Source organism: Variovorax sp. KK3 (genome assembly GCF_001984055.1).
Classification (GTDB): domain Bacteria; phylum Pseudomonadota; class Gammaproteobacteria; order Burkholderiales; family Burkholderiaceae_C; genus Variovorax.
This window is the reverse complement of sequence record NZ_LYVO01000065.1, coordinates 1-15,884: the sequence shown is the minus strand read 5'-3', so window position 1 is coordinate 15,884 and position 15,884 is coordinate 1. Positions and strand designations below refer to the sequence as shown.

Genomic DNA, 15,884 nt, shown 5'->3' with positions numbered 1-15,884 from the left:
TCGAGCGTTGGCTCAGCTTCGGAGTGCAACCATGGTTTTTCCCTTTTCTGCCATCGTCGGCCAGGACGACATGAAGACGGCGATCCTGATCGCGGCGGTCGACCCCACGGTCGGAGGCGTTCTGGTTCTCGGCGACCGCGGCACCGGCAAGTCGACCGCGGTGCGCGCATTGGCCGCCTTGCTCCCGCCGATGCGGGCCGTGGCCGACTGCCCCTACCACTGCGATCCCGCAGCGTCGGGCGCCTCCTGCGAGCACTGCGCGGCGTCGAGGAAGACCAAGGCCGCGAGGCGCACGCAGCGCGTGCCGGTGCCGGTGGTCGACCTGCCGCTGGGCGCCACCGAAGACCGCGTCGTCGGCGCCCTCGACCTGGAGCGTGCGCTCTCGCAGGGCGTCAAGTCCTTCGAGCCCGGCCTTCTGGCACGCGCGCATCGCGGCTTTTTGTACATCGACGAAGTGAACCTGCTCGAAGACCACCTGGTCGACCTGCTGATCGACGTCGCGGCATCCGGCGAGAACGTGCTCGAGCGCGAGGGGCTGAGCGTGCGCCACCCGGCGCGCTTCGTGCTGATCGGCAGCGGCAATCCGGAAGAGGGCGAACTGCGGCCGCAACTGCTCGACCGCTTCGGCCTTTCTGTGGAAGTGACCACGCCCCGCGACCTGGCCGTGCGGGTCGAGGTGATCCGCCGGCGCGACGCCTACGACCGCGACGAGGCGGCGTTCTCGCGTCAGTGGGCGCCGCACGATGCCAAGGTGCGGCGGCGCATCGTCGCCGCCAAGGCACTGCTCGGACGGGTGCAGGTGCCTGACTCGGTGCTCGAATGCGCGGCGCGCCTGTGCATCAGCCTGGGCACCGACGGCCTGCGCGGCGAACTCACGCTGATCCGCGCCGCCCGCGCGCTGGCCGCATTGGATGGCCAGCAGGCGCTCGACGCCAGCCACCTGCGCCGCGTCGCGCCGCTGGCGCTGCGGCACCGGCTGCGGCGCAATCCGCTGGACGACAGCGGTTCGACCGTGCGCGTCGGCAAGGCCGTCGAAGAACTGCTCGGGCTGTGAACACGAGCGCTGCCGCGCCGACATCGACACCAGCCGGCGATGAAGCCCTGGTCGCTGCGCTGCTGTGCGTGGACGCGGTCGGGCTGGGCGGTGTGGTCGTTCGCGCGCCCGCGGGGCCGGCGCGCGATGCCTGGCTGCGCGACGTCGCGGCGCTGCTGCCCGAAGGCGCGCCGTTGCGCCGTCTCCCGCATCACGTCCAGGACGACCGGCTGCTGGGAGGCCACGACCTGGCCGCCACACTGCGCGCGGGACGACCGGTCGAGCAGAAGGGGCTGCTCGCGGAATCCGATGGCGGCATCGTGATCGCCTGCATGGCCGAGCGGCTGTCGCCGCGAACCGCGGCGCAGCTGGCGGCGGTGCTCGACACGCAGCAGGTCCAGGTGCAGCGCGACGGGCTTGGCCGCTGCCATGCGGCACGCATCGGCTTGATCGCGCTGGACGAGGGCATCGGCGTGGACGAGCGCCTGCCCGACGCGTTGCGCGACCGGCTCGCCTTCGGCCTCGACCTCGGCTTCGCGCCGGCCTGCATCGATGCGAGCGCCGATGGCTGGACGCGAACGCACATCGCCGACGCACGCCGGCTGCTGCCGACGGTTGCGGTGCAGGCCGACGTCGTCGAGGCGCTGTGCGCGGCGGCCTTGGCACTCGGCGTCGATTCGCTGCGCGGCTCGGTGCTCGCGCTCCGAGCCGCGCGCGCCCATGCGGCACTTCAGGGACGCGCGGAAGCCGAGGTGTCGGACGCGGCGCTCGCGGCGCGGCTGGTCTTGCTGCCGAGGGCGACGATGCTGCCGGACACCGGCTCGGACCCGGATTCGCCGGCGGATCAGCCAGAACCCGGCCCGGCCGGTGAAGGCCAGGCCGAGGACCGGCAATCCCCGTCGCCGACCTGCGCCGGCCATGCGCAAGCGCAAGCCGATGGCGACGCGCCGGCGCAGGCGCAGGCGGGAGTGCAGGAAGACCGCGTGCTCGAAGCCGCATCGGCCGTGCTCCCGCCAGGCCTGCTGTCGCTGCTCGCGTCGCAACATGCCGATCGACGCTCGGCCCGCAGCGAGGGACTCGCCGGGCCCGCCTCCCAAGGCCGACGCGGCCGGCCGAACGGCGTGACGCCGGGCCACCCGCGCGACGGTGCACGGCTCAGCCTCATCGATACGCTGCGTGCAGCCGCACCCTGGCAGGGCCTGCGCCGCCGAAGCGAAGCGCCGCCCAACGCCGGCGGTGCGGCGGTGCGGGTTCGCCGCGAAGACTTTCGAACCATGCGCTTCAAGCAGCGCAGCGAAACGACGATCGTGTTCACCGTCGATGCGTCCGGATCGTCCGCGCTGCATCGCCTGTGCGAAGCCAAGGGCGCGGTCGAACTGCTGCTCGCCGATTGCTACGTGCGCCGCGACAGCGTGTCGCTGATCGCCTTTCGCGGGCGAAGCGCACAGGTGCTGCTGCCACCCACGCGCTCGCTCGTGCGCGCGCGTCGCAGCCTGGCCGGACTCGCCGGCGGCGGCGGCACGCCCTTGGCGACGGCCATCGATGCGACCGTGGCATTGGCAGAATCGGCGCGGCGGCGCGGCTGCACGCCCGTGGCCGTTCTGCTCACCGACGGCTGCGCCAACGTGGCGCTCGACGGCACCGGCGGCCGCGAACGCGCCGGCATCGAGGCGCTGCACTCGGCGCGGCTCATGCGCGCATCGGGCATCCACACGCTGGTGCTCGACACATCGCCCCATGCCCAACCGCCGGCACGAAAGCTGGCCGACGCGCTGGGTGCGGTGTACCTGCCGCTGCCGCATGCCGATGCCTTCGCGATGTCCCGCTTCGTTCGCGCCGCCGCCGCAGACCGGGCCTTGCCATGAGTCGTGCGCTGGACTGGAACGTGGACGGCCTCGACTGGCCGCACCGCGAGCACAGCAGCTTCGTGCAGGCGGCGGGCATCCGCTGGCACGTGCAGCGCATGGGCCACGGCCCGGTGCTGCTGCTGATTCACGGGACCGGTGCCGCGAGCCATTCGTGGCGCGACCTGATGCCGCTGCTCGCGCCGGCGTTCAGCTGTGTCGCGGTGGACCTGCCGGGGCATGGATTCACCTCGATGCCGCCCGGCCAGTTCATGTCGCTCGACGGCATGGCCGACGTGCTGAGCGCGCTGCTGGAGCGCCTCTGCCTCAGGCCGACGGTGATCGTGGGGCATTCCGCAGGGGCGGCCCTGGCGGCACAACTGTGCCTGTGCGAGCAGGTCGATGCCGAAGCCATCGTCGCGCTCAACGGGGCCTTCGTGTTCTTCGCCGGCCTGGCGGGCCTGGTGCTGCCGCAGGCGGCGCGGGCGATGGCCCTCAACTCGATCGCCGCCCGCTTGTTCGCGTGGCGCGCCGCCGATGCGATGGCCGTGCGGCGCCTGGTCGGCAGCACCGGCTCCAAGCTCGATGCCCGTGGCGAAGCGCTCTATGCACGATTGGTGCGCAACCCGGTTCACGTGGCTGCGGCGCTCGGCATGATGGCGCGCTGGAACGTCGCGCCCTTGCATGCACGGCTGCCGGCGCTCGGGTCGCGGCTGCATCTGGTCACCGGCGCATCGGATCGCGCCGTTCCGCCATCGCAATCGCGGCGGGTGCAGCGGTGGGTCGCCGGGGCGAGCCTGTTGGAGTTGGACGGCGTCGGTCATCTTGCGCACGAAGAAATGCCGCAGCGGGTCGCGTCGTCGATTCTTGCGTTGGAGCGGCGCTCGCGCTTCGACGAGGCGGCAAGGTACGCATGAAGCGGCAGCGCCACCTGACCAGCGCGCCGGCGCTGCAGCCGTTCAACTATTGCGGCTGGTCGTTCATGTGTTGCGCCGTGCCCGACGATCGAGGGCAGTTCTGGCCCGTCGTCATCGGCGAGCTGTGCTGGCCCGGCGGCCTGCCCGTCGTGCGATCGACATCGCAGCCTTGCACCACGCCCGAGCTCGCACGCCGCTGCGCACGAAGAACCGCAGTGGCATGGGTCAAGCAGAGGACGTGTGCCGCCGCGGGAGATCGTTGAGCGTTCGGCGTTCGGCGTTCGGCGTTCGGCTTTCGGCCTTCAACGCAGGCCGGCGATGTAGTCGGAAACGGCCTTGATCTCGCGATCGTTGAGCTTCGCGGCCACGCCGGTCATCGGGCCGCTGTTGCCCCGCACGCCGTCGCGGAACGCGGTGAGCTGCGAGGCGATGTAGTCCGCATGCTGGCCCGCGATGCGCGGGTACTGCGACGGAATGCCGGCACCGTTCGGGCTGTGGCAGCCGGCGCAGGCCGGCGCGCGACCTGCGATGCCGCCCCGGTAGATCTTCTCGCCGATGACGACCAGGTCGCGCTCCTTCGCGAAGCCCGGCTTCTCCGCCTTCGATGCCAGGAACCAGGACACGTCGCGCATCTCGTCGTCCGTCATCGTGGCGGCCATGCCGGTCATGATGGCGTTCTTGCGCTTGCCCGACTTGAATTCGAGCAGCTGTTTCAGGAGGTATTCGGGGTGTTGCTGCGCCAGCTTGGGATTGGCCGGCACGCTGGAGTTGCCGTCGGCGGCGTGGCAAGCGACGCATGCCTTGGCGGCGTACACCTGCTCGCCTTTGACCAGGTCGGGCTTGGCGGCGGCGGGCTTGCCGGCCGGCGCATCGGCAGCCAGCGCCATGCCGGAAACGGCACCGAAAGCGAAGGCGGCCAGCCAGGACGCAATGTGCTTCATCGCAAGTGTCCACAACGCGAGACAGGCGGCCATTCTAGGCGCCAAGCGCTCGTCGTTTCAACGAACGACGCATCGCGTTCGCCACGCATCGACGCGCGGCGCGATGCATCGCATCAAAGCCCGCTCTCGCGCGCCAGCACCCGCAGCACTTGCTGCGTCGCCTTGGCTGCGAGGCTTTCGCCGGCGGCGTCGAGCGTCACCATGCCGCGCATGACCTGGCGCGCGTGCAGGCCGTCGGGTTGCGCGGCCACCGGCTGCAGGCGCAACGGGTATTGGCTCTGGTCCGGCACCGCCTTGCCCTTGTCGGTGACGTTCACCGCGATGGGCCCGCCGTTCACCGACTGCAGGTAGGCCAGCTCGATTTCCTCCGCCGCCACGGCCGACAGATCCGCGAGCGCGACCTTCAGGCTCGGCAGCCGTGGATCGTCGGGCACGAAGCGGCCTTCCGCGCCGGCGCGCACGCGCCAGGCGTCCTGCCCCTCGACGTAGCCGCGCAGGTCTTCCACGCCGCGCGTGTCGACGATGCGCGTCAGCAGCTGCTTGCCGGTGATCCATTGCCCCGCATGCAGGTCTGCATCGACGTCGGCGGCCGTGCCGTCGAAGGGCGCCTTCACCTCCAGCAGCGCGCGGCGCCGGGCCAGGCCGGTGCGCTTCTCCTGCTCGGCGACCGCGCCGCGCAGCAGTTCCTGCGTCTGGGCGCGGTCGATCTTGTCGGCCACGGCGCGGGCGAGCCGGGCCTGCAGCAGCGCGAGGCGGATGCGCGTTTCGCGCTCCTCCTGCTCCAGCGTCGGCGAATGCAGCGTGAAGAGGGCCTGGCCCTGGCGCACGTACTGCCCCGGTCGCACGTGCAGCTGCGCCACCTGCGCGGCTTCGGGCGCGAAGACCGGCTCCTCGCGCGCCGCGCCCAGCACCGCGGGCACTTTCACGCTGCGGTCAAGCGGCAGGAAGGCCGCGATCAGCAGCAGGCCCAGCAGGCCCAGCGTCATGAGGCCGCGCGGGCGCCGCGTGATGGCGCCGCGCAGGGTCCACCACTGCCGCAGCTCGCGCCACACCGGCAGCACGATGAACCAGCAGATCTCTACCGCGAACAGGAAGATGCCGGCCGCCTTGAAGAAGAAGTGGTAGACCAGCAGTGCGATGCCGAGGAACAGGAAGAAGCGGTAGACCCACGTGGCCCACGCGAAGAAGGCGAAGCGGCGCGCCGTGCGCTGCGATGCCGGCTCGGGCATCGGCGCGCGCAGCCCGAACAGCCACTCGCGCAGCTTCCATTGCCCGAAGGCCTGCGCGCGCGCCGCCAGGTTGGGCACGCCGAGCATGTCCGACAGGAAGTAGTAGCCGTCGAAGCGCATGAACGGGCTCAGGTTGATCGCCAGCGTGCTGACCCAGCTCGTGGTGCCGATCACGAAGGCCGCGCTGCGCAGCGGCCCGGCCGGAAGAAAGGCCCACAGAAAGGTCGCGATGCTCGCGAGGCACAGCTCGGTGATGACGCCCGCGCCGTCGACCAGCAGCCGCTGGCGGCGCGAGCGCAGCTTCCAGGTGTCGGTGGTGTCGGTGTAGAGCACCGGCACCAGCACCAGGAACGACACGCCCATGGTCGGCACGCGGCAGCCGTAGCGCGTGGCGGCATAGGCATGCCCCAGCTCGTGCAGCGTCTTGGTGAAGGCCAGGCTCAGGCCGTAGACCAGCAGGCCCTGCGGCGAGAAGAAGTAGGGAAAGGTGTGGATGAACTCGTCCCACTGCCGCGACGCGAAGTACAGCCCCGCCAGCCCGAGCACCGCCGCCAGCGCCACGAAGCCGCGCGTGAAGAGGGGCGCCACCCAGTGCACCGTGCGGCGCAGGAAGCGGTCGGGCTGCACGAGCGGAATGCGCACGAACAGGTAGTGGTGCAGCAGCCAGGTCCACCAGTGCTGCTGCTGCGCCTTGGCCTGCGCGCCCAGGCTGCGCACCGAGTCGCCCAGCGGCGCGCGCACCAGGCTGTTGGCGAGCAGGAACTGCAGCAGCGCCTTGACCAGGCCGGCCTCGGGCTCGGCACCTTGCGCCTGCGCGAAGAGCTGCTTCACGCGCCCGACGGTGCCGCCGCGCCAGGCCGACAGCAGCGCCAGCTCGACCTGGCCGATCTGGAAGTACGCATGCCGCACCGGGTCGAAGATGCTCCAGCTCGGCGCGCCGTCGAGCAGCGGCGCGCTGCGGTCGATGCGCAGCTCCTCGCGCAGCTCGGGCAGGCGCGTGTCGTCGGGCAGGTCTTGCTGCGCCGCCTGGAGCATGAGCGTACCGGCCATGCCGCTACCAGCCCATCGTCTGGCGCAGCACCGTGATGGGCCGGCGCAGCACGTAGAAGATCAGCGGCACCTTGCCGCCGTAGATCTGCGCGGTGCCGCGCGTGCCGATGCGCAGCGGCCGCATCGCTGCGCCGTCGCTCGCGCGCGCGGCGAGGCGGAACGACAGCGTGTCGCCCTGCGTCTTCTCGGCCTGGTAGGCCGCGCGCACCAGTTGCGCATCGATGGGGCGCAGCGGGTCGCTGTCGAGGTAGATGCGCACGCGCGCGCCGTCCTCGATGAGCAGGCTGTCGTGCACCGGCAGGAACACGCTGAACTCGGTGCGCTCGGGGTTGGCCACCTTCATGATCTGCTGGCCGGTCTCCACCGGCCGGCCCTGCCAGTCGCGGCGGTCGGTGTACACGGCGACGCCGTCGACCGGGCTGCTCAGCACCGCCTTGGCCAGCAGGTCGCGCGCATAGTCGTGCTGCGCGGTGGCCAGCTCGAGCTCGGCCTTGTCGATGGCGACTTCGCGGTTCGCATCGGCGCTGTCGATGGCGGCCTGCGAGGTGCTCGCGAAGCGCGCCTGGGCCACCTGCATCCGGCGCTGCGCCAGCTCCAGCTCGTTGCGCAGCTTGGTGTCTTCGAAGCGCAGGATCGGCTGGTTGGCCTTCACGGCCGAATTGGGCGGCACCAGGATCTCGGCCACCACGCCGGTCAGCGGCGCCGCGATCACCGCGGGCTCCGAGGCGGCGACCTCCATCGGCGCCAGCGCGCTCATCGACACCGGGAACACGCACAGCAGCGCGAGCGCCGCCGCCAGCAGCCAGCGGGTGCGGCGGTCGAAGCGCCAGCGTTGCCAGGCGCGCTGCGGCCCCGCCAGCGCCCCCCAGGCGTGCGAATAGGTGTCGGCGAGCCGTGCCGCGATCTTCTGCTGCCCCTCGGTCCAGGGTGCGTCGGCGAAGAGCAGGGCGCCGGCCAAGGCGCTGCCGTCGTCGACGCGCAGCGGCAGCCATAGCGCGTGGCCGAAGGGGTAGGCCGCGGCGTCGCGCTCCTCGGCCTCGACGAAGGCCTCGCGGCCGAAGGCCTGCGGCGCGGCTGCGTTCAGCTGCGCGGGCGGCAGGGCGGCGACCAGTCGTTCGATCCAGCCGATCAGCGGCACGTTGCGGTCGACGGCCGCGAGGCTCGACACGCCGATCACCTGGAAGGCGGCGCTGCCATGCCGCCGGCGCAGCGCGAAGGACTGGCGGAAGGGCAGCAGCCGCTTGGTCTCGTTGAGCAGGTGGAAGACCAGCTCCTTCTCGGTCTGTTGGCGGCGGATGTCGGCTTCCAGCTCCAGCAGCACCAGCGTCGGGTCGCGAAAGCGCGGCGATGCATCGACCACGCGCGGCGCCGCGGCCGGCGGCCTCTCGGCGCCGTTCGGATCGTTGCGGGGCGAGACGCTCATCGCGATGCCGTCGCGTTGGCCTGCCGGTCGAAGTCGGCGCTGCCGCTCATGCCGGGCAGCACGCCGTCGCGGCCGCCGGTGAAGGTGCCGACCACGCGCACCGTCTGGCTCACCGGGTCGACCGAGGCGCCCAGGCGAATCACCTTGCCTTCGTGCGTGCGGCCGGTCTCGTCGATGCGAAAGCGGAAGGCGCTGCCGGGCTGCAGCCAGGCCAGCCAGGCCGAGGGCGCGATCAGGTGCATCTCGAGCTCGCTGTCGTTGAGCACGCGCATGAGCTCCTTGCCGGCCGCGGCGTTCTCGTGCTGGTGCGAGATGTTCTGCACCACGATGCCCGAGAAGGGCGCGGAGATGCTGCAGTCGCGCATCTGCGATTCGAGCGCGGTGGCCTCGGCGCCGGTCTGCTCCGACTTAGCGCGGGCGATCTGCACCTCGTTCTTGCCGATGGCGTTGTAGGTGTCTAGCTCCACGCTCTGCTGCAGCACCTGCCGGCTCGCGCGATTGGCGGCCCAGGCGGCATTGGCCTCGGCGCGCAGGCGCGAGCAGTCGAATCCCACCAGCAGGTCGCCCTTCTTGAAGCGCTCGCCTTCTTTGAAAGGCATCTGCGCGATGCGCGCGGCGATCTTGGCGGAGAACAGCACCTCGTCCTTGGGCTTGACCACGCCGCGCGCGGCGGCAGCCGGGTTGCCGCTGGCCGTGCCGGTCGCGGGTGCGGCTGCGCGCGGCAGGTCGGGGGCGAGCGCCGTCGGCACGGTCGCGGATGCCGGTGCGGTTGCCGACGCAGGCACGGCCACCGCCGCCGTCGATGCCGGCGGCGCCTGCCGCCCACCCGACCCGCCGCCCAGGTAGCCCCAGGCGATGGCGCCCAGCGCGACGGCGAAGGCCGCGCCGATGGCGATGCCGCTGCGCGAGACGCCCGGGCGGCCCGCGGATGGTGGCGCGTCGGCTTCGGGCTTCATGAGCTGGCCGTGCAGGCGGTCGCGCTCGTGGCGCCGCTCAGGTCTTGCCGGCTCAGCCACAGCTTCTGCAGCTTGTCCGACAGCACCGGCACCGCATCGCTGCTGCTCACGTCGGGCGTGAAGCTGTCGAGCCCGACCGAGCTGTAGACGTTGGCGAAGGCGTTCTGCATGTCGGCATAGGCCAGGTCGTAGCGCACCTCGGCGAGCAGGCCGTTCATCTCTTCGCGGATCAAGCGCTGGCGGCCTTCCTGCCGGGCCTTGAAGGCCGACTGCACCTGGTCGTTGATGCCCGTCTGCACCTGCGAGTAGCGCGCCGCGGTCAGCAGCGACTGGCGCGCGAAGGCGAACTGCGCGCGGCTCACGTGCACCTGCGTCATCACGGCCATCGTGAGGGCACGTTCGCGCTCGCCCAGCCATTCGGTCTGCGCTTCGATGACCCGCTTGTCGGCCGGGTAGCGGAAGATGCTCATCAGGTTCCAGCTCGCGCGCACGCCGACGCCCGACCAGTGGTTGTTGTAGAGGAAGTCGTTCGAGTCGTAGTTGGTGCCGATGAAGGCGCGCAGGCTGGGAAGGTTGCGCAGCAGGGCCACGGTGCCGTCCTGTTCGTTGATGCGCAGGCGGTAGGCCACCTCGCGCAGCTCGGGCCGGTTGGCGAGTGCGGCCTTCATCATGCCTTCGCCCGACATGCAGAAGTCGGTCGACAGCGCATTGCGCTGCGGCAGCGCCAGCTTGAAGGGCGTGCCGGGCTCCAGGTTCATCAGCGCGGCGAGCTGGCCCTTGGCGATCACCAGCTCGCGCTGGAGCGACTGGATCTGCCGCTCCACGTCGATCAGGTCGCGCTGGTAGGTGAGGGCGGCCAGCGGGCTGGTGTTGCGGCGTCGCGCCAGCTCCTGCGAATCGTCGAGGGCGGTGGTGACTTCGCCGGCCAGCTGCGACAGCCGCGTGATCAGGCGCTCGGCGCTCACGGCGCGCCAGTAGGCCGTGCGCACGTCCTCGACCATGCGGTTGGCCACCTTGCGGCGGTTCTCGAGCGAGATCAGCGTCTGGTCCGACTGCTGCCTGGCGCGGGCGTACGAGACGCCGAAGTCCAGCACGTCCCAGCTCAGGCTCAGGTCGGCGCCGGTGGTCTGCCGTTCGGACGAGGTCGAGGGCTCGAGCGACTGCCGGCCGGTCAGGAGCGACCGGCTGCTCGCGCCGCTGTCGTTGTCGCGCGAGCTGTAGCCGGCGTTGGCGACCAGCTGCGGCAGCATGTCGTAGCGCGCGCGGTCGAGTTCGCGCGAGCGCACGGCCTCTTCCATCATCGCGACCTTGTAGTCCAGGTTGTACTTGAGCGCGCGGGCCATGGCCTCGTAGAGCGTGATCTCCTTGCCCACCGGCTCCTGCCCGGTGGTGAGCGAGGCGAGGTTGCGGTTCACGCGCACCGTCAGCGCCTCCTGCGACAGCGGCTCCGGCGTCACGCTGCAGCCGGCGAGCAGGGCGGCGATGGCGGCTGCGACTGCGACGGTGCCCGGCCGCCGCGGCGTGCGGCGATCGGTGGCCGGTCGAGGGAAAGGCATTGCAGGCTTCTGCATCTTCGGTTCTCTCTTTCTTCTACGGAAGTCTTGCCGGCACGGAAATCTCAAGGTGCAGGGCGATGGGGAAGTCCGGCCCGCAACGCGGCGGCCAGCAACTCGGTGTCGTCGGACGGGCCGTGCGCGTGCAGCTCGATCTGCTCGCTGAACAACAACTCGCCGACGGTGCGCGGTTCCGGCGGCGCCGCGGGTGCCGGGCCGCCGGCTCGCGGCCCGCCGGGCGGCGGCATCGCGTCGGCACCAGGGCCGTCTGGCTGGATGTCGCCCACCACCACGTCGCTGCCGCCCTGCGTGGCCTCGGTGACGTTCGGATCGCCCTGCTGCTCGAACAGGGCCTGCACCGGGTCGAGCAGCCGGTAGCGGTCGCGCAGGTTCTCCACCAGGTCGAGGATCGGCGTGCCGCTTCCGATCGGCGCGATGCCGTCGAGCGAGCGGATGCCGTTGACCGTGCGCAGCACCGGCGCCGTGCCGTCGAGGAAGGGCGTGCCGTTCAGCGAGCGCACGCGGTTGACGGCCTCGTCGATGTAGAGCGGCACGGCCATGCCCTGGCGCCCGTCGTGCTGGTAGCCCCAGTCGCCGGCCACCTCGCGGCCGGCGGGCCAGGTGGGCTGGCCCATCGCGATCAGCTGGCTCACGTCCGTGCCGTCGGACGCGACGCCCGGCGGCGGCAGTGGCGACGGAGGCGGCAGGCCCGGAAGGGTGGGCAGTGCGATCGACACCGGCACGCTCACGAGCGCGATGCCGCCCTGGCCGTCGGACACGGACACGGTGAAGCCGTCGAGGCCGACGTAGCCCGGCAGCGGCGTGTAGACGTAGCGGCCCTGCGCGTCGACCGTCAGCGTGCCGTGCATCGGCCCTTGCTGCACCGCGTAGACGAACACCGTGCCGTCAACGTCCGTGGCGGCGATCTGCCCGGCGACCGGCTGGTCCTGCACCGTCGATGCCGGCGGCGACGAGGCCACGGGCGGATCGTTGACGGCCGCCAAGTCGAAGCGCAGCGTGTTGGGCGTGGTGTCGAACACGCCGGAAGAGTCCTGCACGCTGAAGGCGAAGCTCGCATAGCCCGCGCCGTTGCCGTCGGCGCCGGGCACGAAGCTCAGCCGGCCCGAGGCGATGTCCACGGCCGAGATCACTTGGCCCGCCACCACCGGCGTGCCGTTGTAGAACAGCCTGCCGGCGGCCGGCAGCGTGTCGATGCGCACGTTGGCGAGCGCCTGGCCCGCGTCGGCATCGCTGAAGGGGAAGTCGGCGAGCGTCAGCACCACCGGCAGGTCTTCGACGCCCGCCACGGTGGCGTCGCCACCCTGCGGCGCCGTGTTGGGGCCGACGTCGACCGTGAGCACGGCGGTCGCGGTGCCGCCGCGGCCGTCGCTCACGGTGTAGCTGACCTGCACCGGGCCGCTGACGTTGGGCGCGGGCGTGAAGTTCAGGCTGCCATCGGGGTTGATGCCGACCGTGCCGAGGGCCGGGTTCACGCTGGCGGCGGTGACCGTGAGCGGGTCGCCTTCGGCATCGCTGTCGTTGGCCAGGACGACGATGTTCCCGAGCGGCGTGTTGATCGGCGTCGAAGCCACGTCGTTGCCGGCCACCGGCGCCGTGTTGGTCCGCGTGACGGTGATGCTCAAGCTGGTGCTCGCGACGCCGTTGCCGTCGCTCACCACGTAGCTCGCCGCCGGCATGGGCCCGAAGTAGCTGGCGACCGGTGCGAACACGTAGGCGCCGTTGGCGCCGATGGTCAGCGTGCCCACGTTGGCGATGCTGGCCGTCTGGCCGGCCGCATACGTGGTGCCGCCGTAGCTGAACTGCAGCACCGTGAGCGGGTTGCCGTCGACATCCACGTCGTTGGCGAGCACGTTGCCCGTGGCGCTCGTGCCTTGGACGATCACTTGCGAGTCGGGGTTGGCCGTCGGCGGGGCGACCACCGCCGCGACGTTGACCGTCACGGTCGCGGTGGCGGTGCCGCCGTTGCCGTCGCTCACGGTGTAGGTGAAGCTCGCCGGGCCGTTGAAGTTGGGGGCAGGCGTGAAGACGACATTGCCGCCGACGAGTGCCACGCTGCCGTTGACGGCGCCTTGCACGCTCGTGATAGTCAGCGGGTTGCCGTCCACGTCGCTGTCGTTGCCCAGCAGCGTGGCGGGCGTGATGGTGAGCGGCGTGTCCTCGGTGGCCGCCACCGTGTCGGCCGACGCCACCGGTGCGTCGTTGACCGCCGCGATGTCGAAGCTCAGCGTGTTCGGCGCCGTGTCGAAGGCGCCGCCCGAGTCCTGCACCGAGAAGGTGAAGCTCGCGTAGCCGGCGCCGTTGCCGTTGGCCGCCGGCACGAAGACCAGCCGCCCCGCGGCGATGTCGGCCGCCGAGACCACCTGGCCTGCCACCACCGCCGCGCCGTTGAGCTGCAGCGTGCCGGTGGCCGGCAGCGTGTCGATGCGCACGTTGGCCAGGCTCTGGCCGGCATCGGCGTCGGTGAAGCCGAAGTTGGCCACGGCCAAGACGAGCGGCGTGTCTTCCACGCCGGCCACCACGCTGTCCGCGCCCTGCGGCGCCGTGTTGTTGCCCACGTTCACGGTCAGCGTGGCGGTGCTGGTGAGCGAGCCGTCGCTGGCCGTGTAGCTGATCAGCACCGGGCCGACCACGTTCGGCGCGGGGACGAAGTTCAGCGTGCCGTTCGGGTTGATGGTGACCGTGCCCAGGGCCGGGTTCACGCTGGCCGCGACCACCGTCAACGGCGGGCCGTCCACGTCGATGTCGTTGGCCAGCACCGCGATGTTGGCCAGCGGCGTGTTGATGGTCGTGCTCGCCACGTCGTCGACCGCGACCGGCGCGTCGTTCACGGCCGCGACGTTGACCGTCACCGTCGCGGTGGACGTGCCGCCGTTGCCGTCGCTCACGGTGTAGGTGAAGCTGGCCGGCCCGTTGAAATTGGCCGCCGGCGTGAACACCACGTTGCCGCCCACCAGCGCCACGCTGCCGTTGACGGCGCCCTGCACCGACACGATCGACAGCGCGTTGCCATCGGCATCGGTGTCGTTGCCCAGCAGCGCGGCGGGCGCGATGGTGAGCGGCGTGTCTTCCACCGCCGCCACCGTGTCGGGGCCGGCCACCGGCGCGTCGTTGACGGCCGTGATGTCGAAGCGGAAGACCTTGGGCGTCGGGTCGGTGTTCTGCCCGCCGTTGGCGGTGCCGCCGTTGTCGACCACCTGGAAGCTGAAGGCGCCGAGCCCGGCGCCGTTGAGGTTGGCGGCCGGCGTGAAGGTCAAGAGGCCCAGGCTGCCGGCCGGGATCACCTGGCCTTCGACCACCGCCACGCCGTTGAAGCGCAGCACGCCCTGGCCCGCGGGCGGCAGCGTGGTGACGATGACCGATTCGAGCACGTGCGGCGGGCTGTCGTTCGCGTCGGTGATCGGGAAGTCGGCCGCCGAGAAGGTGTAGGTGCCGTCCTCGGCCAGCACCACCGTGCGATCGGCGCCCGAGGGTGCGTCGTTGACCGACGCGACGATGATGATCGTGGCCGCGTCCACGTCGACGAGCACGCCGCCGCTGCCGGTGTTGCCGAGGTCGCTGGTGGTCATGGTCAGCGTCACGCTGCCGCTGGCGTCGTTCACTGGCACGTAGCTCGGCCGCGCGCCGCTGGCCAGGAAGGCGTTGATGTCGGCGAGCGTGCCTTCGAGCACGATCGCGCCGGTGCCGCTGCCGCTCACCGCCACGCCGGCACCCGAGGTCGCGGTGAAGGCGCCGGTCGGCGCGCTCAGCGTGACGCGGATCGTCCCGCCGTTCGCGTCCACGTCGCTCACCTGTAGGCCGGTCAGGCTCACCGGCGTGTCCTCGTTCGTCAGGTAGGTCGACGGGATGGTGTTGACGGGCGGATCGTTGACCGGCGCGACGGTGATGGTCAGCGTCGAAGCGGTCAGCGCGCTGCCGTCGGTCGCGGTGTAGCTGACGACCGGCACCGGGCCGAAGTAGTTGGCCGCGGGCGTGAAGGTCCAGCCGCCGGTGCTGCCCAGCATGAAGCTGCCGATGCCGGCGATGGTGGCCGTCTGCCCCGCCGCGTAGACCGTGCCGTCGCCCGCGATGCCGAAGGTGGTCACGGTCAGCGTGTCGCCGTCGATGTCGGTGTCGTTCGCGAGCACGTTGCCAGACAGCGGCGTGTCTTCGGTCGCCGCTCCGGTGTCGGCATTGGCGACCGGCGCATCGTTGACGCCGGTGACGGTGATGGTCAGCGTCGAGGTGTCGCCGCTGGAGCCGTCGGTCATGGTGTAGGTCACCACGGGCACGGCACCGTTGAAGTTGGCCACCGGCGTGAAGGTGTAGCTGCCGTCGGCGTTGATGCAGCAGGTGCCGATGCCGGCGATGGTGGCGGTCTGGCCGGCGGTGAACACGGTCGCATTGCCTGCCACCTGGAAGCTGGTGACGGTGACCGGGGCCATCGGGACTGGTCGTCCCCGTGAGCACCGAGCCCGAAAGCGGCGTGTCCTCGTTCGTCGCCACGACCTCGTCTGCATCGGTGAACGGATCGTCCACCGGTGCCACGCTGATCGTCAGCGTCGACGTATCGCCGCTGGACCCGTCGGTCATGCTGTACGTGACCGCGGGCACCGGGCCGTTGTAGTTGGCCGCAGGCGTGAAGGTGTAGCTGCCGTCGGCGTTGATGACCAGCGTGCCCACGTTGGCGATGGTCGCCACCTGCCCGGCAGTGAACGTGGTGGGGTTGCCCGCCACCGTGAAGCTGGTGACCGTGACCGGGCCATCCGGGCTGGTGGTGCCGGTGAGCACCGAGCCGGACAGCGGCGTGTCCTCGTTCGTGCTGACGATTTCATCGGCGTCGCTGAACGGGTCGTCCACCGGCGAGACCGTGATGGTCAGCGTCGAAGTGTCCCCGCTGGAGCCGTCGGTCATCGTGTAGGTGACGACCGGCACCGGGCC

General features: G+C 71.2%; 10 protein-coding genes and 1 pseudogene. 4 read left to right on the top strand and 7 right to left on the bottom strand.

All coding sequences use genetic code 11. The features are described 5' to 3' along the window. Window positions 1-31: 31 nt before the first annotated feature. The 3 genes from bchI to bchO are packed head-to-tail and all read left to right on the top strand — an operon-like array spanning window position 32 to window position 3,794. Window positions 32-1,054: a magnesium chelatase ATPase subunit I gene (gene bchI, locus B0W80_RS25195; RefSeq protein ID WP_077001894.1), complete on the top strand. Its 1,023-nt coding sequence runs from the start codon at window positions 32-34 to the stop codon at window positions 1,052-1,054. Beyond that, window positions 1,051-2,898 (top strand): magnesium chelatase subunit D, encoded by a 1,848-nt coding sequence (locus tag B0W80_RS25190; RefSeq protein ID WP_077001893.1) that lies wholly within the window; start codon window positions 1,051-1,053, stop codon window positions 2,896-2,898. Before bchI ends, B0W80_RS25190 begins: the two co-directional genes overlap by 4 nt. Next, on the top strand, window positions 2,895-3,794 hold the full coding sequence (bchO, locus tag B0W80_RS25185; protein WP_077001892.1) for an alpha/beta fold hydrolase BchO: 900 nt from the start codon (window positions 2,895-2,897) through the stop codon (window positions 3,792-3,794). The genes B0W80_RS25190 and bchO overlap by 4 nt, the downstream gene beginning before the upstream one ends. Before the next feature lie 302 nt (window positions 3,795-4,096). On the opposite strand, the gene B0W80_RS25175 is transcribed toward bchO, so the two are convergent. The 6 genes from B0W80_RS25175 to B0W80_RS34520 all read right to left on the bottom strand — a co-directional run bounded on the left by B0W80_RS25175 (window position 4,097) and on the right by B0W80_RS34520 (window position 15,388). Further along, complete coding sequence (locus tag B0W80_RS25175; protein ID WP_077001890.1) at window positions 4,097-4,735, bottom strand: cytochrome c; 639 nt, start codon at window positions 4,733-4,735, stop codon at window positions 4,097-4,099. A gap of 113 nt (window positions 4,736-4,848) precedes the next feature. After that, on the bottom strand, window positions 4,849-7,014 hold the full coding sequence (locus B0W80_RS25170) for an HlyD family efflux transporter periplasmic adaptor subunit (RefSeq protein ID WP_083745630.1): 2,166 nt from the start codon (window positions 7,012-7,014) through the stop codon (window positions 4,849-4,851). A gap of 4 nt (window positions 7,015-7,018) precedes the next feature. Then, window positions 7,019-8,437: an efflux RND transporter periplasmic adaptor subunit gene (locus B0W80_RS25165; RefSeq protein ID WP_077001889.1), complete on the bottom strand. Its 1,419-nt coding sequence runs from the start codon at window positions 8,435-8,437 to the stop codon at window positions 7,019-7,021. After that, window positions 8,434-9,393, bottom strand: a complete 960-nt coding sequence (locus tag B0W80_RS25160) for an efflux RND transporter periplasmic adaptor subunit (RefSeq protein WP_083745629.1) — start codon at window positions 9,391-9,393, stop codon at window positions 8,434-8,436. Before B0W80_RS25160 ends, B0W80_RS25165 begins: the two co-directional genes overlap by 4 nt. Beyond that, window positions 9,390-10,949: a TolC family protein gene (locus tag B0W80_RS25155; protein WP_083745628.1), complete on the bottom strand. Its 1,560-nt coding sequence runs from the start codon at window positions 10,947-10,949 to the stop codon at window positions 9,390-9,392. Before B0W80_RS25155 ends, B0W80_RS25160 begins: the two co-directional genes overlap by 4 nt. A gap of 62 nt (window positions 10,950-11,011) precedes the next feature. Next, window positions 11,012-15,388, bottom strand: coding sequence for an Ig-like domain-containing protein (locus B0W80_RS34520; RefSeq protein ID WP_179107022.1), 4,377 nt, complete (start codon window positions 15,386-15,388; stop codon window positions 11,012-11,014). A 17-nt stretch (window positions 15,389-15,405) separates the two neighbouring features. On the opposite strand from B0W80_RS34520, the gene B0W80_RS35665 reads away from it, so the two are divergent. After that, a complete protein-coding gene (locus B0W80_RS35665; RefSeq protein WP_179107021.1) occupies window positions 15,406-15,570 on the top strand; it encodes a hypothetical protein in 165 nt (54 codons plus the stop codon). On the opposite strand, the pseudogene B0W80_RS36520 reads toward B0W80_RS35665, so the two are convergent. After that, window positions 15,552-15,857 (bottom strand): annotated as a pseudogene (locus B0W80_RS36520) (cadherin-like domain-containing protein); the annotation flags it as partial. The gene B0W80_RS35665 and the pseudogene B0W80_RS36520 sit on opposite strands and share 19 nt — an antisense overlap. Between the last annotated feature and the right edge of the window lie 27 nt (window positions 15,858-15,884).